The sequence below is a fragment of the Rhodopirellula sp. SH410 genome, assembly GCF_055811895.1.
This window is the reverse complement of sequence record NZ_CM147949.1, coordinates 7418773-7441212: the sequence shown is the minus strand read 5'-3', so window position 1 is coordinate 7441212 and position 22440 is coordinate 7418773. Positions and strand designations below refer to the sequence as shown.

Annotated in this window: 16 protein-coding genes; 8 read left to right on the top strand and 8 right to left on the bottom strand. The window is 58.5% G+C overall.

Annotated elements, in window-relative coordinates; all coding sequences use genetic code 11:
• Window positions 1-11: 11 nt before the first annotated feature.
• The 4 genes from SH410x_RS27245 to SH410x_RS27230 all read left to right on the top strand — a co-directional run bounded on the left by SH410x_RS27245 (window position 12) and on the right by SH410x_RS27230 (window position 3173).
• Window positions 12-731, top strand: a complete 720-nt coding sequence (locus tag SH410x_RS27245) for a hypothetical protein (protein WP_473672593.1) — start codon at window positions 12-14, stop codon at window positions 729-731.
• A gap of 10 nt (window positions 732-741) precedes the next feature.
• Window positions 742-1980, top strand: a complete 1239-nt coding sequence (locus SH410x_RS27240; protein ID WP_473672591.1) for a sensor histidine kinase — start codon at window positions 742-744, stop codon at window positions 1978-1980.
• A gap of 112 nt (window positions 1981-2092) precedes the next feature.
• Window positions 2093-2653: a response regulator gene (locus tag SH410x_RS27235; protein ID WP_473672589.1), complete on the top strand. Its 561-nt coding sequence runs from the start codon at window positions 2093-2095 to the stop codon at window positions 2651-2653.
• Window positions 2646-3173 (top strand): hypothetical protein, encoded by a 528-nt coding sequence (locus SH410x_RS27230; protein WP_473672587.1) that lies wholly within the window; start codon window positions 2646-2648, stop codon window positions 3171-3173. The genes SH410x_RS27235 and SH410x_RS27230 overlap by 8 nt, the downstream gene beginning before the upstream one ends.
• Before the next feature lie 338 nt (window positions 3174-3511).
• On the opposite strand, the gene SH410x_RS27225 is transcribed toward SH410x_RS27230, so the two are convergent.
• Together SH410x_RS27225 and SH410x_RS27220 are read right to left on the bottom strand one after the other, a co-directional pair.
• Window positions 3512-6391, bottom strand: coding sequence for a mechanosensitive ion channel domain-containing protein (locus SH410x_RS27225; protein WP_473677410.1), 2880 nt, complete (start codon window positions 6389-6391; stop codon window positions 3512-3514).
• Complete coding sequence (locus SH410x_RS27220; protein WP_473672586.1) at window positions 6391-7380, bottom strand: phosphatase PAP2 family protein; 990 nt, start codon at window positions 7378-7380, stop codon at window positions 6391-6393. Before SH410x_RS27220 ends, SH410x_RS27225 begins: the two co-directional genes overlap by 1 nt.
• 174 nt (window positions 7381-7554) lie before the next feature.
• On the opposite strand from SH410x_RS27220, the gene SH410x_RS27215 reads away from it, so the two are divergent.
• The 4 genes from SH410x_RS27215 (at window position 7555) to SH410x_RS27200 (ending at window position 12923) form a co-directional block, all read left to right on the top strand.
• Window positions 7555-8265, top strand: a complete 711-nt coding sequence (locus SH410x_RS27215; protein WP_473672584.1) for a DUF502 domain-containing protein — start codon at window positions 7555-7557, stop codon at window positions 8263-8265.
• Window positions 8266-8403: 138 nt separating this feature from the next.
• On the top strand, window positions 8404-9885 hold the full coding sequence (locus tag SH410x_RS27210) for a hypothetical protein (RefSeq protein ID WP_473672583.1): 1482 nt from the start codon (window positions 8404-8406) through the stop codon (window positions 9883-9885).
• Between the two features lie 5 nt (window positions 9886-9890).
• On the top strand, window positions 9891-11915 hold the full coding sequence (locus tag SH410x_RS27205) for a MutS family DNA mismatch repair protein (protein WP_473672581.1): 2025 nt from the start codon (window positions 9891-9893) through the stop codon (window positions 11913-11915).
• A 201-nt stretch (window positions 11916-12116) separates the two neighbouring features.
• Window positions 12117-12923: a dienelactone hydrolase family protein gene (locus SH410x_RS27200; RefSeq protein WP_473672580.1), complete on the top strand. Its 807-nt coding sequence runs from the start codon at window positions 12117-12119 to the stop codon at window positions 12921-12923.
• Window positions 12924-13140: 217 nt separating this feature from the next.
• Here the strand turns inward: SH410x_RS27200 and SH410x_RS27195 are convergent, their stop codons facing one another.
• From SH410x_RS27195 to SH410x_RS27170, 6 genes are all read right to left on the bottom strand, one after another.
• Entirely contained in the window at window positions 13141-13503 is a 363-nt protein-coding gene (locus SH410x_RS27195; RefSeq protein ID WP_473672578.1) for a 2Fe-2S iron-sulfur cluster-binding protein, read from the bottom strand.
• Between the two features lie 53 nt (window positions 13504-13556).
• Window positions 13557-14852, bottom strand: coding sequence for a diaminopimelate decarboxylase (locus SH410x_RS27190; protein ID WP_473672576.1), 1296 nt, complete (start codon window positions 14850-14852; stop codon window positions 13557-13559).
• Window positions 14853-15366: 514 nt separating this feature from the next.
• The gene (locus tag SH410x_RS27185; RefSeq protein WP_473672574.1) at window positions 15367-16623 is read right to left on the bottom strand and encodes a purple acid phosphatase family protein; all 1257 of its coding nucleotides are present in this window, start codon (window positions 16621-16623) and stop codon (window positions 15367-15369) included.
• A 5-nt stretch (window positions 16624-16628) separates the two neighbouring features.
• Window positions 16629-17624, bottom strand: coding sequence for a hypothetical protein (locus SH410x_RS27180; RefSeq protein WP_473672572.1), 996 nt, complete (start codon window positions 17622-17624; stop codon window positions 16629-16631).
• A 59-nt stretch (window positions 17625-17683) separates the two neighbouring features.
• Window positions 17684-19108 (bottom strand): DUF1501 domain-containing protein, encoded by a 1425-nt coding sequence (locus SH410x_RS27175; protein WP_473672570.1) that lies wholly within the window; start codon window positions 19106-19108, stop codon window positions 17684-17686.
• A complete protein-coding gene (locus SH410x_RS27170) occupies window positions 19101-22235 on the bottom strand; it encodes a PSD1 and planctomycete cytochrome C domain-containing protein (protein ID WP_473672568.1) in 3135 nt (1044 codons plus the stop codon). The genes SH410x_RS27175 and SH410x_RS27170 overlap by 8 nt, the downstream gene beginning before the upstream one ends.
• Window positions 22236-22440: the final 205 nt, after the last annotated feature.

Sequence of the window (22440 nt, the reverse complement as noted above, 5' to 3'; positions counted from 1 at the left end):
ATTCCCTCACCATGTGGCAAATTCACGATCGCAACCTCGCCCAACCCAGCGAAAACGAAATCGGCCTCCACGGCCACTGGATGATTGAGGGGCGCGGCGCAGCGGGATGCAATGAACAGGGTGGTGACTGGACCTGCTCCGCAAACGGAGATGGGGCAGGTATTCAGTTGGGTGATTGCTCAGGGAAACTGCTGTTGAGTGTCGCTAACGTCGGCGAGGATACCCTGCCGGCGGCGGGCGAACAGTACGTTTGTGGCGACGCATGGAAGGTTCATTTCCCGCAGGCCGCGGGCCAGTTTTCACTGCGTCTGTCGGTGCGCGTGGTGCAGGCCACGGCAACGCGAATCATTTGGGAGCCAACGTTCTCAATCCAAACATCGCTGTTAGACACCGCCCCGTCCCTGGCACTTACCGCCTTAGGTGAACCGGACGAGCGAGTGGCTGAGATGGCCAGTGCGTTGCCACCTCAAGTTTCGCTGAGTGCATCGCACACGCGCGATGGGGGGCAATTGATCGTGCTGCTCGCACCTAACGATGCACCGTTCACGAAAAATCGCTGCAGCAGTACTCGGTTGGATCTGCGCATTTTCGGGGAGTTCTTGGAGAAAGGTGTGATTCGCAAGGCACGCCCGTGGATCATCATGGACCGCAGCGACGACGGCGTTTCGAAAGAAGACTTAGCGGATTACTGCACTCAGCTTTGCCAAACGCCGCTGCCGTTGACGGCATGAAGGAGCTGCCATGAGAATTCTTGTTGCCGAAGACAGCAAGGTCATGCGTCGCCTGCTCGTTGGCTATCTGCGGCAGTGGGACTACGACGTCGTTGAATGCGTTGATGGCGAGGAGGCGTGGCAGCTATTTCAGTCCGACTCGTTTTCGATCGTCCTTTCGGATTGGATGATGCCCAAGGTCGATGGGTTGGAATTGACCCGCCGCATACGCAGTTCGCAGCGACCGGGCTATTGCTACCTGATCCTGCTGACGGCGAAGACCGAAAAAGAGGATCTCATCACCGCGATGGAAGCGGGGGCGGACGATTTTCTGGTCAAACCCTACGACCGGGAAGAGTTGCGGGTGCGGATTCGCGAGGGCGAGCGGATCATTCGCTTGGAACGCGAACTCGTTGAGCAGAATCGACAGTTGCGAGAAACGCAGGCCGCGCTCGTCCAGAGCGAGAAACTCGCCAGTGTCGGTCAATTGGCGGCCGGGATGGCCCACGAAATTAACAACCCCATTGCGTTCGTGACCAATAACCTAGCCGTCCTCCGCCGCGATCTTGGCGAGATCGTCGCGCTGGTCGATAAGTACGAACAGGCCCGCGAGTATATACGTGATGCACCGCCGGAGCTCATCGAAGAGCTGGCTCAGATCGAGAGCGATTGCGATTTTGCCTGGTTGCGAGAGCATCTACCCAAGCTCCTGCAGTCCTCGACGGACGGTCTGACGCGGGTCCGCGATATCATCAAAAACCTGCGAGATTTCGCTCGTTTGGACCAGGCCACTCAAGACGATGTCAAATTAGGTCAAGCGATCACCACGACCTTGGAAGTGCTCCATCACGAATTCGATGCCAAGCAAATCGTTGTCCATACCGAGATGGAAACAGTCCCCTCGATATGGGGGCGCGGAGACAAGATCAATCATGTGATCTACAACGTGCTTCTCAATGCGGTGCAGGCGAGTCCCGCGGGATCGTCGATCGAGGTCCGCTTGCTGAGCGTGTCCGATGCGGTGCGAATCGAAGTCAAGGATTTCGGCAGCGGAATGGATCAGGAGACACTCGGACGAGTTTTTGAACCGTTTTTTACGACCAAACCCGTCGGCACCGGCACCGGACTGGGAATGTCGGTCAGCTATGGAATTGTACGCGACCATGGCGGTATCATGAGCATTGACAGTCAACTAAACTGCGGCACGACGGTCACCATTGACTTGCCACTGGCCTCGGCGGGGGCGAGCAAGAATGACTCGCCAGCGTAGCTGCGTTCGCCTGAGCGTGGATCCCACCGTCTGGTGACACTCGCTACCGTTGAACTAAACGTTTTGAAACCCAGACGATCCGCCACTGGCCATTTCCCTCTGAGTCTGCAGTATGCCTACCAAGACGAAGCCCAGCGTTCTGATTGTTGACGACGAGCCGGACGTGTTGTTCTCACTGACGGGGCTGCTCCGACGAGATTTCCAGGTTTTCACCGCTCAAAGTGGTGTCGAGGCGATGGAGGTCATGGCCGAGCAGGACGTGCACGTGATCATGACCGATCAACGGATGCCGAGCATGACTGGCACCGAACTGATGGGCAAAGTGCGGGCGGAACATCCCGACGCGGTGCGGATCATTTTCACCGGCTATGCCGACACGCGTGCGGTCGTCGACGCGATCAACAGTGGCGAGCTGTATCGCTATATCAGCAAACCATGGGACCCCGATGACTTGATCGATGTCCTGCGTGACGCGGCACAGAAGTACAATGAAACGATCGCAGAAGCGGAATTGCTCAGCGGACTCGATGATTATTTCGATGCGGCCATGCGTTTGGTCAGTAGCGACGATCGGGCTGACTGGGACGCCGACTCGGTGGCGAGCTTTCAATCGCAAACTGAAAAACTTCGCAACCATCTGCGATGTCTGAAGGGTTCTGGTTCTGATGCGTGAACGTGAACCCGCTCTATTGGTCGTCCTAATCGAGACCGTCCCACTGCGTTGGCGTGTTGCCGCGATCGGTGCTGCGGGGCAAGTGATTCCGCTGTTGCGCTCCGACGACGGTAACCTCGACGAGTATGGTGACTTGGGACCCGATGATCAGCTTTCGTTCTTGCGACATCGCTTTGCCGGCGTACTGCAGAGAGGCTGCGACCGACTCTATCCGCGAGGCATGAAGGTCAGTCATTTTCTGCTGATCGCTGATGGCCAGTACCCCAACGCGCCCGAAGACATCACGCCCCGACTGGCTGAACATTTCGTCGAGTGGATGATCAACCCGCCCGTCACCTACCTGCTGCACGATGGCGAATTCAAGGTGGAGAACGGCGCGTCATTGGATTATCTTGAAACGATCGCGGGCGAGTTCCCCGATGATGTTGCGGCAGCGTTGCACGCTGGTTGGTCCGAAATCGTCGGTCTGCTTCAAAAGCCCGACTCCTGGGAGCTAATCTCGCGACCACCGACATCGTAGCGAGGGGGACATCAACGAAAACAGAGTGAGTAGGGCCGGTTCGACCGGCCACATGCACCGGTTTTTCGGCGCCACCCCCAGTCTCTCTCACCGCGAAGCGGTTTTTAGACAATCGCCGGCGGTCGCTGCAACGCAGCGCACCTCCGGTAACCAAAACCAAATATGAAGGTGGATCCCGGATGGGGTTCCAGACCGCCCACCCCAGCAAATGCGCAATCGCACTCGTTGTACCGCCGGCTCGTTTTGGTTGGGATTAGTGTTTCTGAGTTTGAGCTTCAACGGTCGATTGATGCCGGTCCCTAGCTCTCCCGCCGCCTGGCTATCAAGCCGCCCGGCTATCAAGCCGCCCGGCCACTTCGGCTGCGGCGGCGAGGGGCGTCGGTCTCTGAACCGTCATGGCGATCTCGCATCAGCGGCTGAGTGGGTTGTGTTTTGGCGAGCCAGTTTTTCTCGGCGAGAAAGCGGCGCACCAGCCTGAGCAGTGAATCGCGATAGGCCTCGGCGTCTCGTCCGTCTTCGATCCAGGCCCGCAGTTCGATCCGTTGTGAACGTTTTCCCACACACACCAACGTGGCCTGCGGCGCCGGCGTCAACAGCACGTTGTCTTGTTCAATCGCCAGTTCGGTTAGCAGCCGGCAGATATCGGCGGGACGTTCGTCGCGGCTAACGGCGACCTCGACCGGGATCACGCTCAGTCGACCCGCACCACGCCAGTTCACGACATTCTCGCCTACAAAATTTTGGTTGGGGATGATCACCTCGCGTCCATCGTCGTCCGACAATACCGTCGTCCGCAACCGCTGCGCGGCGACGCGTCCACGAACACTGCCGACGGAGATGAAATCGCCCAGTTGGGCTGGTTTTTCGAACAGCACGATCAATCCACCAAACAGATTGCGGACCATGTCTTGCAGTCCAAACCCCAAGCCGATCGTCAAACCAACGGCCAACCACTGGATGGTTTGCCAGCGAATGCCAATCGCATTGCAGGCAATCAAGCAGCCCAGGGCAAACAACAGGAACCGTCCGAGCACCAGCGAAAAATGTTCCATGCCCTCGTCGAAGGAGACTCTCTGCAGCACCAACGCATCGAACAAAGCCGGCAGGAGCTTGGCCAGTTGAAAGGCAACGAACAGCGTCACGGCTGCGAATCCGAGGTGCAGCATCGTGATCGGTGTTGTTTCGATCTCCGAGCTCAAGATCGTTTGCCCCGCTTCATTTACCGCAGATTGAGTGACGGTGTCGTCGACGTTCCAGACAACCGGATTCCCCAAATGCATACTCGGGAAGATATCGATCCATAGCCACGCGACGCCCGAGATGGTGGCGAATACCAGCGCACACTGACAGAGGAAGGCGAGTTGATGCTTCAGCTCTAAATAGTGCTCGGCCAAGACACCCGTCACCGATGGATCCACTGGATCGCTGGGGTCGGCGTACTCATCGCGGCTGCGCGGTGGTGGTGCCGTACCGGTGAGTAAAGCCCAGGCTCGCGCCGAAAGAATCTTGATGCCCGGCCAGAGCGTCACAGCGATCAAAAGGGTTGCGACCGTGATGATCGCGCGCTGAATGATTGCGATGGCGGTGAAACCATAGCCGAGCGCCGTCAGCGTGATCATCGCCAAGGGGAACCCCACACCCACGAAGTAGATCGCGAAGCGGACGCGGTGAATGACGTGCCCGCCAAACTTGGCAATCAGCGGTTCGAGGAAACCACCGACCGGTCGCAGTGAAAGATGGAGTGTCCAGGCCACCAAAAACAGGGCCGCGATGAAGCCGACGCGGGCCACCGAGCCACGCCAGATCCCATGGTCAATTTCTGCCGTCAGGCTAACCAGATAGGCAGCGAGTACCAGTGCGAACCCAATCAATTTCAAATAGTTCGAGGCCCGCTCGCGACGCGGTAGTTCCACCGCCACATGTTTATCAACGTATCCCCAATTTCGGAGCAATTGGCGTGGTATCTCCACGATCAATGCGACCAGGGCTGCCGCATAAAAACCACTCGACGCATTGAGTGTCGATTCGGAGACGTACCCGCTACCGAGCCAGCGAGCGATAGCGTAGAGCACGGCGGGTAGCGTCAGGGCAATGATCACCGTGAGGACACCCGCAGCGAGCGTGCGTGTGTCGGCCGTTGCCTGTCGCAACCGCTTCCGATCGCCGATTCCAATCAGCCAAGACTTCGCCCGCCAGCGAACGATCAGAATCACCAGGATCGAGAACAGCAACCCGATTCCCGCAACGGAATCGGAAACCCACTTGCGTTGCAGGGAATACCCGAACTCGCCGCTGCGGCGGGAGTCGAACAGAGCGGCGAGGCCACTGCGAAGTTGCTTCAGGTCACTGATGCCGATGGGGGTACCACTGCGAATCCACGTGATATGCCGATCGACGAGTCTTCGATAATCACTCGTCAGTTTCGTCGACGCCCTCGTAGCCGCATCGAGTTCGCTCAGCTTTTGCTGGTAGTCTTCGTACCCTTGTCGCAACGCCGTCAGCCACTGATGCCGTTCGCGAAGCAGGGATTGGAGTTGGGGTTTGGTCCCCATGGATACGGGGCGCTGCGCCGCCGCAGTCGCTGCCAAGAGTTGCTCGCTCTGCGCGACCACGCTCGAGCCGTCATAGTCCACCATCTCGACGGCCAACTGCAAGGCACGCGATCGGGCCAGGTCATCGCTCGCAAACGAGTTGGCTGAATCGCGGACTTGCCACTGGTCGAGCTGGTCTTGTTTGCTGCGCAGTAGCAACCCGATTGTGGGCGTCAAACCGTAGTGCTCGATCTTGGACGTGATGTCTTCGAGATCGGCAGAGGTTGTATTCCGCTTGGCGGTGGCTTGGTCGAGACGCTCGGAGAGGTCGGCGTGTCGCTGGGCAAGATCGATCCACTGCTCCACAAAATCCGCATTGCCTGCCGCTATTTCAGACACGGGGGCTAGGCTGGAACCGGCGATCTCGCGGAATCTCGCTGCCGACTGTTGGGCGGAGCTCAGTGGGGTCTGCTGATTGTTCCAGCTAGCGGATCGGTCAGTCTCCGAGTGGTCCCAGTGCGTGGCGGACGTATCGCGACGCGGAGAAACACGACGTGACGAGTCGGAATCGTGCGATGAAAAATAGTTGGAGGTTTGCCCCGAGCACAGGTCTGTCGTGAACAGGCCCAGGAGCAGGGCGACGAGCAACTTCCAGCGGGCATCGAGCGGTAGCAAGATCAGGTTCATCACGCGGCCCGTTCTTTCAATGGAGTTTGATCTTGCTCACGTTCGGTGGGATCTCGCTCGCGGAAGTTATGCTCCTCGGGCGTGGGGTGCTGCGCTGAATCGGGGTCGGTGGCCAATGCGAGTTTGCGACCAGCGGCATCTGTGTCCAATGAAGTGGAATCACTGGTTCTCCGTCGGCGACGAGGTTCGGGCGCCATGCGATCGAACAGCGTCCCCATCAGTTTTGGGTGATAGCAGACGCACGACCACAGCAGACCGATGGCGATGCCGCCGCAGGCGTCGCTGAGAAAGTGAGCTCCGGTGTGGAGTCGCTCCAGCAACACACCGATCCAGATCGTTGCAAAGAGCACACGCCCACGCGGCAACATGATCCACAATCCGATCGTCAGCGCGGTGGCGGTGACCACGTTGGCACTGGGGAAGGCTCGGGTGCTAGCGTCGAACGCAGCGATTTCACTGAGGTCCCAGTCGAACGCCCATAGCCACGCGGAGTCGTTGCCGAAATACGCGAGATCCAAGCTGTTGGGGCGTGGGCGGAGCACGAACCACTTCGTAATCGTTGCTACCGCACCGCCACCTAGGGCGAGCGTGGCCAACCGCGGCACCTGCCAACGCATTCGCGGGGCGAGCAACATGATCGTCATCAGCACGAGGAATACGCCCGTGCCATGCGAAAAAACCAAGGAGAGTTCGAGTGCCGAATCCAGGTCACGAGGCAGCGGCGAGGATTCAAAGAATGCTGCCACGCCCGCATCGACCAGAGTCAGCACGGGAACCATCATGGCCATGATCGCGGCCATGTAAACCAGTGTCACGGGCCGATAGAGTGTCGTTGCCTCCGTCGTTGCCGGATTGATCCCTGGGCGACTCGCCGAGGCAATGGGGTGCTGGTAATCCAGACGCGGGCTGGCAGGCACCGCGCTAACGGATTCCGAGCAGGAAGGGTGGGTGTCGGAGCGATCCAAGGGATTGTCCTTTTGATCGAGCATGTTTTTGGGGACCTGGACGACGAACGTCGATCCCAATGCCTAACCAATCGGAGCCTGGGCTCGATAGGTCAGAGCTGAAAAATGCAGCTGCATCGTGATTGAACTCGCCGCGGGCGACCCCTTTGGGGTATACCGTCGTTTGATTGTCGACCCTCTGTTTTGTTGATGACCGCCATGAACCATGTTAATCGTCATTTGTCATTTCTCCGTGCGACCGCCATCGGGGGAATCTTTTTCCTCCTTCCGTTAGTCGTTCTGTGCGTTTTGCTGGGGCAAGTCGCTCAGGTCGTCGTCGCGATTGCGATGGAAGCCCAACCCATTCTGCGAGATCAGCTGGGGATTCACGGTGCCACCGGGTACGCATTGGTGGTTGCCATCGTCGTGCTAGCGATCGTACTGATGTGTTTTGTCGCGGGGATGTTGGCGAGCCGCTCGATCGCGCGTCGATTCACAGGGTGGGTCGAAAAATACCTGCTGATGATGTTCCCGAGATATGCCATTTTTAAAGAGCAGCTCAGTGGCAATATTGGCGGCGATATCGCTCGAAACACACTCAAGCCGGTCTGCGTGCAACTGGAGGGCTATACTCGTTTAGCGTTTGAAGTTGAGCGATCCGCTGTCGAGCGTTCGGATCCATCCGAGTCGGAGCACCTCGAGCGGGAGCATGTCGTTGGGCGGGAGCATGTCGTTGGGCGACTGCACGACGAACAGGTCACGGTATACCTGCCCGGGTCTCCGGACCCATGGAGCGGTGCTGTTATCAATGTCTCACCGGATCGAGTGCAGAAGATTGAGACGCCGTTCCCCGACGTGCTGGGAGCTTTTGAAAAACTGGGGATCGATTCACAGAAAATTCTGCGTGGCGAGTCGGTGCACAAGAAGTAGGGCGCCGCGTCGTCGATCACGAGGGATATCGTCGGCCGGTCGCTACGTTTATCCTAGAGCAATTCTGCACTCTCTCCGCTGGGCGTTTTCTCCACCGGACTGGCTCTGCCCTGGGTAGGCCCGTCGGGTTCAATTGCGATGAGCGAATTCCTCGTTTACTACCGCCGTCCCGACCCCACCACGTGGGTCTACATGTCGTCATTCTTGACGATCGGGCTGTTCTTCGTGTTCCGGCGATTTTGGAGCATTCGCAATCTCGACATTGCCTTGCTGATCTTGCTCGCTCCGGGACTGTTGATGGTCAACGAAGGCTATCGTCGGCAAACCCGTTTGGACCGCGAACTTGTCCAATCGCTTGTCGAACGGCCGGCGATGGAGGAGTCCGCAACGCAGGACGCGGACGGGCAAACGCGACCGTGGACCGGGAATGCCTTGGAATCCGCGAGTGAAACGAAACTCGCCGACATTCTCGAAGAGGCACCGCGGACGGAGGCTCAGGCCGCCGCCTATGACTCCGCCGTTTCGCTGCGACGCGGTGGGTTCGTGTGGCTGTTTGTGATTGAAATGGCATTATTGATCCGCATGCTGCTCGATCCGCTGATGGTCCGGCGTCCGCTCTTGGACCCGAATCTCACCACCGGTGGCTTGAATTTCCTCGGCATCTCCCTGTTTATCTTCATGATGGCGAACGTCGTCGCGAGCACGCCCGAAATCCAGCGTGAGCAGGGGCCGGAATTGGGGCCGGGTTATGCGTTGATGAACATGCTGCCGACGATCCCGGTGCGGCCGGTCAGTGAAGCGATTGCGGGTGCCGAACCGCCCACGCTCGATGAGCTTTCGCCGCCGCAGCAACAGCGTGCGGCGATCGCGAAAATCATCGCCATCATCAGTCAGTCGGCGATCCTGATTGGCATCCTGTTGATCGGAAACCGCCATTTCGGCAACCTCCGCGCCGGTGCCGGATGTGCAACGCTGTACCTGCTGATGCCCTACACGTCTCAGATGACCGGCCGCGTGGATCACTTCGTGCCGTCCGCATTGCTGCTCTGGGCGATACTCCTGTACCGCAAACCGTTCTTCTCAGGATTATTCGTCGGTGCAGCCGCTGGACTGGTTTACTACCCCCTCTTTCTGCTGCCGCTGTGGTTCAGTTTCTACTGGCAGCGCGGCGCCCGACGATTCGCCGTCGGCGTCTTGTCGATGCTATGTGTTTTGATGGCGCTATTGGTCTTAGGCGGGACGGAGCCATTCTTTGAACATCTGCGGCGTATGTTTGGGTTGTTCTTTCCCACCCAGGACCCGCGTGGAATCTGGGAGCTCGGTTGGAATCCAGTGTGGCGACTGCCAGTGATCGTCGCGTACGTGATCTTAAGCTTCTTTTTCGCGATCTGGCCGGCCCAAAAAAATCTCGGTATTCTAATCAGTTGCTCGGCCGGCTTGATGATCGCGGCCCAGTTCTGGCACGGCTACGGAGGCGGGATGTACATGGGGTGGTTCCTGCCGCTCCTCCTGCTGACCATTTTTCGGCCCAACCTACAAGATCGCATCGCGCTGAAGGTCATTGACGGCCGGCGGCGATCGCAAATTCTCAGCACCACCGCAAACATGGACGCAGCCTGAACCGGATGTCGAATTCCCTTCCCCATGGCGAATCCGGCGGTTGCCGCGAAGCTCGCGCACGCTATGCCGACCAACTCGCTGATATCGACCGCGATCTCGAAAGCTATACCTCTCGCGACGCGCGACTGGGCAGCGTGCGAGTGGGACTGTTTTTCTTTTTAGTCGTCGGGTTTGGCTTCGCCATCGCAACGGGGCATCCTTTTTGGATCATGGTTGCCGTCGCTGCTTTGATCGCGTTCCTCGTTGCGGTTGTGCGCAACGAGACCGTGCGCAATGAAATGGAGATACGCCAGAGCCAGTCCCGCACGCTGCGCCGCTTAGTTCGCCGGTTGGACCGTGATTGGCAGGCACTCGCTACCGACCCGATCGGGAAAGTCGCTAGCGAGTTTCAGCTCGATAGGCGTCAAGGTGCGCTGGCCGATGACCTGGATTTGCTCGGCGATGCCTCGCTATTCCAGCTCGTATCGATGGCCGCGACTACGCCTGGTCAGCGAACATTAGCCAACTGGTTAACGCGTCCCACGGATCCAGGCATCTCCCGCCAGCGGCATCATGCCGTACAGGCTCTGGCGCCGGCCCGTCAGGAGCGGTTGCAGTTTTATACGCTCGCCCGTGAGGTTGGGACATCGACGGGCGACCCCGATTCGTTTGTCGAATGGGCCCACAGTCCGATGTGGCTGCCATCGCGACGGTGGTTGATCCCGTGGGGGAACTTGACCGCCGCACTCGCGACTGCCGCCATCATCGCACTGATCTATGCGACGTTCACCGAAAACCGAGATCTCACGCGGTTCTCGTTCGTGGCGTTGATCGCGATTGCGGTGGTGAATCTTTCGATCGGGTCATTGCTACTCGGACCCGTTGCCCAGATTTTTTCGATCGCGATTCAATCTCGCCGCAGCGTCGAGGACTATGCCGAGCTGTTCCGTTCCGCGGATCTGTTGCCAAACGATGCACCTGAGCGTGCCACGCAGGGCGATACCATCGAGAGCATTCGAGAGACACTGCTCGGTTCGGAGGAGAAGCGAGGATCCGCCAGCCACGCGATGACCCAGCTCGCAGTGGTTGCCAAAGCGGGGTCGCTGAAACACTCCGCTGCCACATTTTTAATCTACTTGCCACTCCAGGCGTTTGCCTTGTGGGACGTCCGTGTGCTGCGGCGACTGGAGGACTGGAAGGAACGATACAGCTCGCAGGTCCAAAGTTGGTTTGTGGCCTTGGGTGAACTGGAGTCACTGCTCTCTCTCGCTGCCCTGGCCGACGAGTATCCCAGTTGGGCGTCTCCCCAGTGGATCACAGCGGAAGCCGATGGCACGCCCCAGGTGATGGGCGATCGCGAAGTCCTGCTGAGCTGCGAACAGCTCGGCCACCCGTTGTTGCGTGACGAAGTTCGTGTCCGCAATGATGTCACGATCGGTCCTGCCGGGACACTTCTCCTGGTGACGGGCAGTAACATGTCGGGCAAGAGCACGATGCTGCGAAGCGTCGGGTTGAACGTCTCGCTGGCGATGGCGGGCGGTCCGGTCTGTTGCCGGACGATGCGGGTGCCGCCGATCGAGATGGCCACGAGTATTCGCGTCAGTGACGACCTGAGCCAAGGGGTGTCGTTCTACATGGCTGAGCTCAACCGCCTCGCCGCGGTGGTCGAGCATGCTCGGGAACTCCATGCCAATGCGCAAGCCGTGACGCCGTCCCAATCGGCTCCTCCTCGGCGACTCCTGTTTCTGCTCGACGAAATCCTGCAGGGCACGAACAGTCGCGAGCGACAGATTGCCGTGACGCGTGTCCTAGGCATGTTGGTCAATAGCGGCGCGATCGGGGCGATCACGACCCATGACCTCGAACTGGCCGACGAACCGGAACTGGCCCGCATCGCCCATACAGTCCACTTCCGCGAAACGATCACTCCCGATGCCGATGGTGATGAGCGGATGACGTTCGACTACACCATGCGCGAAGGCGTCTCGCCGACCACCAATGCCCTGCGTCTGCTCGAAATGGTGGGACTCGGCGAAGAAGGCCGCAGCTAGCGGCGTGTCGATTTCATGAGCCGCGTCAGCGGCCGGGTAGCTCGTGTTACCCAATGCCCTGCGGCATTCGGCTTGCGATTGCCGGTCGAGCTTCGATTCAATCAATCGCCAAAACGGCTCGTTTTGTCGCTACACTCTTTGGTAGATTCTTGGCTCCCATTCTTCGTTCCTCCCGTTCCCTCAAACCGTGAGATCCATTCCATGCGCACTCTCCTTCTCGTAGTGGCATCCCTGTTCACTTGCCAGCAAGCGATTGCTGAAGTCCAAACTAAAACCGTTGAGTACCATGACGGCGATGTGACTCTCGAGGGGTTCGTCGCGTGGGACCCGGCCTTGGTCGACGACGCGGCTCCTGGGGTGCTCGTCGTGCATCAATGGATGGGGCTGACCGCCTATGAGAAAGGGCGCTGTCGACAGCTCGCTGAACTAGGCTATGTCGCCTTCGCGCTGGATATCTACGGCAAGAACGCTCGACCGGGTACCGTCCAGGAAGCTGGTCAGACCGCGACGGTCTACAAGGAGGACCGTGACCTGTATCGCCGGCGCCTCAATCTGGGCTTGGAACAGTTACGCAAACAGACCGGTGTTGACCCCGACAAGCTTGCCGCGATCGGCTACTGTTTCGGTGGTACCGGCGTCATCGAATTAGCACGCAGCGGAGCGGATATCGATGGTGTGGTCAGTTTCCACGGTGGCTTAGATTCTCCCCATCCCGCCGACGGCAAAAAGATCACCGCCAAAATCCTCATTTGCCACGGGGCCGATGACCCGTTTGTACCTGAAGCGGACATCAAAGCGTGCTTGGACGAACTGAATGCCGCGGATGTGGACTGGCAGATGGACATCTACTCCCATGCCGTGCATTCCTTCACCCAGCCCATGGCGGGCAATGATAACTCCCGCGGTGCCGCGTACAACGCTGCCGCTGACCATCGCTCCTGGGCAGCGATGAGATCGTTCCTTGCCGAGCTGTTTGGGCAAAACGTGTTCAAGGCAAACGCTCAGTAGCGATCAGAAACACTTGCCGGGCGGCGACAGCTCGATGGCATCTGTTTGGAGTGAACCCCCGGCGGCGAGGGGCACTGGCATCGAATCTGCGGATGGGGTGTGACCTTTTACAGTGTCCGCCCATCCGCCAGGCTCGGTCGAGGTCGTCCCTGCCGCTGCAAATATCCGATGCCGAACCTGCAAGGTTGCTCGCATCGGACGCGTATGCCACGCTCGCTTATTTTGTCGTCCACACGGGCGTTGGTTCAATCTCGTCGGCGACGGCGCCGCCCTGGTCTTTGCGACCGCTGCCTTCGAGTCGGCTGATCAACCGCACGCTCATGTCCTGGTCGCACGCGATCTGACAGCTCAGACGCACGCCGGGCTCGGTGATCTCACGTACTTTCAGAAGTTCCTTTTCGACTTCGGTGATTTTCTCCGGTTCCCCTTCGATGAATTCCACGCGGCAGGTCGTGCACCGTCCGCCGCCCCCGCAGGCGTGCAATTGATCTGTCCCCGCCTCTTGGACGAGAGCAGATACGAGGCGTTTGCCCTCGGCGACATCAAAGGTTCCGACGTTTTCTACGGTGAGTTTTGGCATGGGATCAACGGTGAAGTTAGAAGAGTGAAAAGTGAACTGCTCTGGGAGAGGGCTCAGGCGTTTGTCGTGGATTGTTTGCACGCAATTTTAACCGTGTCGAAATCGACTGTGGAGAAGTAGTCGTCGAACGTTTCGGCACGACGAATCTCGCGGACTTCGCCTGCGTCGTTATACAAAATCTCGGCTGATCGCAGTCGCCCATTGTACTGGAAGCCCATCGAATGACCGTGGGCACCGGCATCATGGATGACGAGGATGTCGCCGACCTCGGTCTGCGGCAGTTCCCGATCAATCGCGAATTTGTCATTGTTTTCACACAGCGAGCCGACCACGTCGACGGTCTGTTCCGCGGGCGCGTTTTCTTTGCCGAGCACGCTGATTTGATGGTAGGCACCGTACATGCCGGGACGCATCAAGTTGCTCATGCAGGCGTCCACGCCGACGTAGTTTTTGTAGGAGGTTTTTTGGTTGATCACGCGCGTGATCAGGAACCCGAAGGGCCCTGTCATGGCACGGCCGTTTTCCATCATCAAGCGGATCGGAGCGAGGCCCGAGGGAACCAGTTTGGATTCGTACAGGGCTTGCACGCCCCGGCCAAATTCTTGCATCTCAATGCCCTGCTGCTCAGGGCGATAGGCCACACCGATGCCGCCACCGAGATTGATGCACTCCACCGCCACGCCCGTCGAATCGCGAATTTGGATCGCCAGCTCAAACAGCATTTCGGCGGTCTGCAGCAGTGCGTCGACATTCAGCTCGTTCGACACCACCATTGCGTGCAGGCCAAACCGGGTGATCCCGAGTTCCGCACAGCGTGCATACCCCTCAAAAATCTGCTCGCGAGTGCAGCCAAATTTGGCTTCCTTGGGATCGCCGATGATCACATTGCCCTGCCGCTCGGGGCCTGGGTTGAAGCGAAACGAGACCATCTCGGGCAGGCTGTCGAGCTGGGTGAGTTGATCGATGTGATGCGGCGTGTCGAGGTTGATGATCGCCCCGAGTCGCGCCGCGACAGCGAATTCTTCGACGGTCGTGTTGTTGGAGGTGAACATCACGTCGTGGCCGGTGATGCCCAGTCGCTCGCACGTGATCAGCTCCGCCACGCTGCTGCAGTCCGCACCGCTGCCCTCTTCGGCCATCAACGCCACGATATGCGGGTTCGGAGTCGCTTTGACCGCGAAATACTGCTGGAATCCTTCGTTCCAAGCGAACGCTGCGGACAATTCCCGGGCCCGGCGACGGATGCCGTCCTCGTAATACAGCACGAACGGCGTGGGGTGGTCAGCGATGACGCGCTCGATGAATGAGCGGTCGAAGGGCAGCGTTTGGGTGGGCAAATTGTTAGCCATGAGGGTCCAAGCCGGAAAAGAAGTATTTCTGACGTCAGCACCGTGGGTTTCTCGAAAACAATCAATCGGCGCGAGTCAATCAGGATAGTCGCCACCGCCGATTTGGAAAACCTAACCGCATGGGCGCAGCGAACAAACCGATGGGGCGGATGGAAGCCGGTGGAGATCCCGCGACGCTTCAGGTCGCACGGAATGGAAAGGTAATCACCAAAAGTCTGCGGGGTGAGGATCGAATCAATATGATCGTCGAAGTGCTCAGGGAATATTGAGAGAATTCGCGATACATTATTTACCCCTTCGCCATCAGACGTAGCTGAATGCCCATGTGCGACCGAAAATGGTCTCTCGCTCGACTCGGATACGGCAGGACAGCCCCGAAACGACGGGGCGACAGAAAAATAGTATCCCCGTCCAATTCCGCAGGGAACCGGCGTTTTAATCGCAAAGCGATGACCGCATTTAGCCGTGGGCGTCCGGACGCGAAATGGGGCGAGCACGAGATCGGGCTCGACGACTACGGCGTCGCTGCTGCGGTGCGAGCATTGCGTGAGAACTCGTCTCGTACGTCGCCGCCCAACAGGACGCATTTGCCTTCGAGCTTCTCTTTTCCGAAGGTGAGCACGAACACGTGATGTCCTTTGTCCGCCATGCCGGGTGATTGGATGAACCAGCGATCGTCTTTGGGGGCTCTTTGGGGGACGCCAAATCCGCCTTCGCCGATGTACACGACACCGCTTTCGTCAATCGCATCTCCACGAATGGGCACGGTGCGTTTAATGTTGTGCCCATCGGCCTCGCAGGCGAGATCCACGTTGAAACGCTCGAAAAGGGGCACCCAGCTCTGCAGCCCCGCTCCCGGTCCCTTGACGGCTGGATAGACGGGGCGATGGTACTGGACGAGGGCCCATCGATTCTTGGGGCGTGAATACGCGAGTTCTTTGGCGAGCCATGTCGCTTGATCGCCAGCGGTGCTGATTTCTGAATTGAGCGTGATGAAGCGGACTTCTGGGCCGAGGTTAATGGCGTAGTAATTTAAGTCACCCTCAGGAAATCCAAAGACCTCATTAAACGGTTTGCCGTGGTCGTGGTTCCCGCGAGCAGGGATGATCGGCAAGAGACGACCGTCCGGTGCGGTGGTTAACTCGTAGTCGGACAACCATGTCGACCAGAGGTCCATCTTGGTACCGTTGACGATGTAGTCGCCTCCGTGAGCCAACGCCAAGATGTCATCGGCAGGATCCTCGTTGGCGTATGATTTCGCAAACATCTCGCCCAGCATCGTGTTGACACGTCGCCGCGCGTCACGATCCGATCGTGAATCACCGCCATGGAAAATGCTGAACTCGCGATCTTCCGCGGGTGCGGTTACGAAGTAGAAAGTGGGTGAATGGTTCTTGTCGCTAATTAACTCGATTTCGTAGGCCGTCGCTGGCTCGAGGTCCGTCAGCTTCACTTGGTGGTGGTAAAGCTCGGTTTCGCCACCGGTATACCGCCCCGTCTGGGCGAGCTGCTCTGCGGGCTCTTGATCGTCGCCCTTGATGTGATATTGAACGGAATGATACTGCCCCCGCTCAGCGGTACTCCACAGGATCGTTGCGGACGTCGCAGGATCGTCCGCCCACACCACTCGCCATTGTGCGGGCTGGGTTCCCTCCAATGGAGCGTCCGCCTGCGCAAGTGAAAAGCATGAAAGCAATAGAAACGCCGTGATTGAAATCACACGAATCACGGTGGAGATGGTTGTTGTCGTTGTCGGTCTGGTCGTGGACATGAATTTCATTCGGTATCGATTCCATTGAGAGGAGTGTCGGATTGAGAAGTCGCCAATCGTGAGGCGTGGTGGGATCGGCGAGTGATCCACCAGTACCCCAAAATCGCCAACGGTACGCCTCCGTTGGCAACGCGGAGCAATGTTTCTGGCCAGGCGTTCATGCCGTATGCGGTCACTCGACTCGCTGCGGCGACGAGGCCCCATACCGCCATGTAAAGTGCTACCCAACGCCACCGGGTAGCGATCAATAGCACTGCGGCGATCAGATCAATCACGCCAATCACCACAAGGGTCTCTTCAGCTGTTGCTTGACTCAAATTGAACTGCGTCCACTGAAAATTGGACAGCAGAATCAAGTCCGTAAACGGAGGGTATCGCTCGATGGCCTTGTAACCATGGGCAGCGAATGTCGCCGTTGCCGCGATCATCAGCAGTAGAACGGCGACCTGTGTCGGCCGGCAGCGTTCATTGCCGGCTGCATGAGAAGCCCTCTGACTGCGTACCAGTATAATCAGCGCCACCGGAGCCATGTATCGAACTGCGTCCTCCGCCAGCGTGAGTTCAGCCCACAGCGTTGCACGCATCATATGGGTCACCGCGATCACCAGCACCCAGCAAGCAATCCAGAATGCGGCAGCCTGGTCGAGCCAATCCAACAGGGCACGCCGAAGCGTGTTGGGAGACACTTCGTGCTTAGGAAGGAGCGGGAAATGACCGTCTGATTTTGTGGTCGACCGTTCCGCAGTCGACCGTTCCGCAGTGGACCGTTTCGAACGCGGAGCGTTCGGCCCCATGTTTTTCGCGTGGTTTTTAAGCCAACCTATAACGCACAGCAGGCAGCCCGCCGCCAGGGTGAGCCATGCCCCCGCATTATCAATCGTTTGAGCAAGCGGTTCGGGCCAGCTCTGATCGAATAATAGCCACTCAAAGACATCGCTCTCCCGCTCATTCTGTGAGAGCAGATATCGCCCACCCAGTCCAAAACACTGGATCGCGATCACGATTCGCAGGCAGTTGTCGAGCCACCCCGATGCAGAAGTTTGACGAGACCTACCCTGCGTCATCCGACAACCAATTCGTTCACAACTCGTGCAGGTTCGACGCCCGTTAAACGAAAGTCGAGGCCCTGTGATGGATACGTAAATCGCTCGTGATTGATCCCCATCAGGTGCATGACGGTGGCATGGAGGTCGCGAACATGGACGGGATTCTCGGCAATGTTGTAGCTGAAGTCATCTGTGCTACCGAAGGTTGTCCCCGGTCGCACGCCGCCGCCTGCCATCCAGAGTGTGAAGCAGCGAGGGTGGTGATCGCGTCCTCCCTCGGGGCTGTCCCATTGGCCTTGCCCGGCAACACTGCGACCAAACTCACCACCCCAGATCACGAGCGTATCCTCCAGCATCCCACGTTGTTTCAAGTCGGTAATCAGGGCGGCACTGGCTTGATCGGTGTCTCGGCAGCGTGCCGTGCACCAGCTCTTCAGGCGACTGTGATGGTCCCAGTCGGGATGAAACAATTGAATGAACCGAACGCCTCGCTCGGCCAATCGACGGGCCAGAATACAGTTGGCTGCATAGCTGCCACCGCGGCGTGAATCGGGGCCGTAGAGTTCAAACGTCGACTCGGGCTCGTCACTGACGTCGGTTAATTCTGGCACGCTCGTTTGCATCCGAAACGCCATCTCGTACTGCTTGATTCGCGTCTCGACTTCGGGGTCGTTCACCTCCGCGTGACGCATCTCGTTCATCTCGCGAAGGCCATCGAGCATCGAGCGACGCAAGTGGCGCGGCATCCCAGCGGGATCGTTCAGGTAGAGCACGGGTTCCTTGGCACTCCTTAGTTTCACACCCTGGTAGACCGAGGGCAGGAAGCCACTGCCCCAGTAATGGTCGTACAACGGCTGGTCACTGCCCCGGCTCATCTTTGAGAGCAGGACAATATAGTCAGGCAGATCTTTATTTTCGCTGCCCAGTCCATAGCTGAACCAACTCCCCATGCTGGGGCGACCGGCCAGATGATGCCCCGTCAAAAACTTGGTCATGGCGGGCGCGTGGTTGATCTGATCGGTCACCATCGATTTGACGAAGCACAGATCATCGGCAACCTTGGCGGTATGAGGCAGCCAATTGCTGATCGTTGCACCGGACTCACCGTGCCGTTGAAACTTGGAATGTGCGGGCATGATCAATTGTGGTTTACCGCGGGTCATCCCCGTCAGTCGCTGGCCACCCCGCACGCTCTCAGGCAATTTGGTGCCGGCCATGTCCAGCAACCCAGGTTTATCGTCGAACAGTTCCAGTTGGGACGGACCCCCGGACTGGGTCAGGAAAATGATTCGCTTGGCACGGGCGGCAAAATGCGGCAACTCCGGTGGCGAAATCGCTGTCGCAGAGGCGGATTGCTGGTCGAGCCAATTCAGGGCGATCGCGCCCACACCGATGCCGGCACCTTGGCCGAGAAAGTAACGACGTGTAGTTTCATTCATGAGTCATGCTCTCATCTAGATTGAAAATCATGCTGGCGACCAACATCGTCGCCGCCAATTCGGGCACGTCATCAGGGTTGGGGGCGGGCTGCTGGCCAACGCTCGTCAACGCCATCGCTTGGCCGGGATGTTTTTGATAGTACTGGCGGGCATCGTGGTATTGACGCTCTAGCACGACGGATTCGCTCTCACTGGGTGCTCGACAGAGGATGCTGTTCATCAGGGCTGTCAAACGCCCCTGGACTGACTGCACCTGCAACGCCTCATCGCCGATCGCGCGAGCGGCTTCGAGCGACGTCAGGTCGTTCATCAGCGTCAATGCGTGCAGAGGTGTATTGGTGCGTCGCACGTCGACTTCACAGGTCCGCCGCATCGCATTGTCAAACAGAAACGTGGGGGCGCTCGTCCGTCGCCAGAACGCATAGACAGTACGTCGGTACTGCGCCGGACCAATACTCGCTTGGTAGGAGAACCGGCCCATGAATTGATCCTTCCAAACACCAGGCGGTTGGTTGGGGAAAACAGGCGGCCCGCCAACGGCATCATTCAGCAAGCCAGCAGACTTCAGTAGCGAGTCGCGAATCATCCAGCTGGGCAAACGAAACCGCGCACCGCGGGCGAGCCAGCGGTTATCCGGGTCGGCCTGCAGCAACGCGTCACGGACGCGACTGTCTTGTCGATAGGTTTCACTGTCAACAATTAGCCGGATCAGTTGTTTGACATCCCATCCACTCTCCATGAATTCGACGGCCAAATAGTCCAGCAACTGCGGGTGGGTCGGTGACTCGCCTTGCAGACCAAAGTCGCCTGGCGTCCGCACTAACCCCGCACCGAACAATAATTGCCAGATCTGATTGACGATCACTCGCGCGGTCAGTGGGTTCTCGCGATCGACGATCCACTCGGCCAACTCCAGTCGACTGGAAACCTGATCAGCCGGTCTCGGCAGCACCGCGGGCAGAATCGCCGGCGAAACCTCTTCGCCATGAGCGTCCCACACGCCGCGAAGCAGGATGTGTGTTTTCCTCGGCTGCTCACGTTGTTTCAGCACGGTAACCTTCAGCTTCCCAGACGCCGATTTGGCTTGTTTCAACTGTGCCTTCGCCAAGCGATCTCGCTCGACCGCATTCTGGTACGGCAGATCGTCCTCTAGCCAATCTTTTCGCAGTGCATCGATCAAACCGGGATCGATATCATCGGTACCCGAGGGCTTGTCCGTTTCAGCATCGCGTTTGGCGGCGGCGTTCTGTTTCGCCACAGCGTCGGCCAATCGCCGCATCGGCATTTCGTCGAGCGACCGCACGGCGCTACCTCGTTGGTCGGTCAGGCTCAAGCGAAACCGTCCAATTAATTCTTGTGGAGCCAAGGAACGCTGCATCAAAACGATATCGAGTTGCTGGTCGGCGGCGAGCGTGAGCGGCTCGGCAAGTTCGAAAACGGCGGTTTGTACCGGGGCGACGTCTCGGGTTCGCGTCGTCCATCCGGTGCGTGGATCGTCATCGAGTGTGCCCGAGACCTTGCCATATTTCGGGTCTTCGCCCACTCCATCAACACTGGCAATCGCGCCTGCCAAGGGCACGTCCACGACTTCCGTGGTGCCGACGCTGCGGACCTGAAGTTTGACGTTGGTGAGAACGAATTCGCCGCTGTCGGCGTGCGAGTATTTCTTGCCCGAATGGGCGTCGTCAGCGAAGACTTCCAGTCGCACGCCCGTCACACGGCCGAGTTGAGGGTCACTCACCGTGATGTGAAAATCGTCTTGCGCAGCCGGTTCGCTGCCCGAGCGAATGATCTGCTGCGACTCTATCTCGAGCGGCGTGCCCTCAACCGACGATACCATCAACGGATCAACATGATGCCAGGAAACGAATCCATCCGAGGCACGAGTGATCTGAGCCAGCAAATTCTGCTGGAATGTGTCTTCTGCGGCCGCTGCGACGTCCGCCACTGACTGAGCGGTTTGGTTCACCAATTGCTCGGCTTGAGTGACTGCGGAGGCCGCTTTGTCGGATTGGTATTCCAGGAATGGCCCCGCATGGTTTCCCGCCTGACCATCTTCGTCGATGCTGTCGAAGTAGGCCGTCATGCTGTAGTAATCATGCTGCGAGATCGGATCGAATTTATGATCGTGGCACTGCGTGCATCCAAGCGTGAGCCCGAGCCACAGCGTGCCAGCCGTGTTCGTTCGGTCCAACACATAATCCACTCGCGATTCTGCGGGGTCCCGGCCACCTTCTCCGTTGTGCATATGATTGCGGTGAAAGCAGGTGGCCAACCGAGTTTCGTCCGTTGCGTCGGGCAGTAGGTCGCCAGCAAATTGCTGAATTGTGAATTGATCGAATCGCATGTTGTCATTGAACGCGTCGATTACCCAGTCACGCCAGGGCCAATTTTGGCGGATTGAATCTTGCTGGAACCCATCGGTATCCGCGTAGCGGGCGCCATCGAGCCACCACATCGCCATGCGTTCGCCAAAGTGTGGCGATTTCAGCAATTGATCGATTAAGTGATTCCAATCTGCTTCACTGGGGGCGTCTCCCAGTTCAGTGATCTGTTCGGTAGAAGGCGGCAGACCGGTCAAGTCAAACGACAGCCGTCGGGCGAGCGTGTGCACGGCCGCGGGCGGTGCGATGGCGAGCTGCAGCCCCTCGGGGGCGACTCCCGAATCCATGATTCGGTTCAACTGCTGGCGTACGAAGTAGTCGATCGCGCGTGGTGCATCGTCGGGGACATTCGCTTGCACGGGCGGCTCAAACGACCAGTGCTTTCCCCACGTGGCTCCTTGATCGATCCAGCGGCGGAGCGTTTCCACTTGCGCCGCGGTCAGGGCGGGTTTGTGGGAGTCCTCCGGCGGCATTCGCATATCAGGATCGGTTTCGATCGCCCGGGCAATCAACTCACTCGCGTCCGCCTCTCCGGGGACGATCGCCGCGTAGCCACCTAAATCCTCCGTCGCGCCCTCCCGGACATCCAGCCGCAGTCCAGCCTCTCGCGATCCTTCGTCAAAACCATGGCACGCAAAACAATTGTCGGACAGGATCGGGCGGACGTCGCGATTGAAATCAATCGTGTCGTCTGCCAGCACGATGCTGCCACTGGCTAGAAACGTCAAAAGCTGAAAGCACATCGCGACTGCACGGCATTTCGCAGGCGAAGTTTGTCGACGTTGAGAGGAAAAATTAAGCATCAAACCGGTAGCGGGAGGAAGATTGGAATCGCGTTCGTTCGTGGTCTCTCAATCGCTTTCCGATTCCTCTGGAAATCACAGCGCCAATCGGCACAGCACTCGCGAAATGAGCTTCTAATGATAACACGGCCAGAGCCCTCAATCC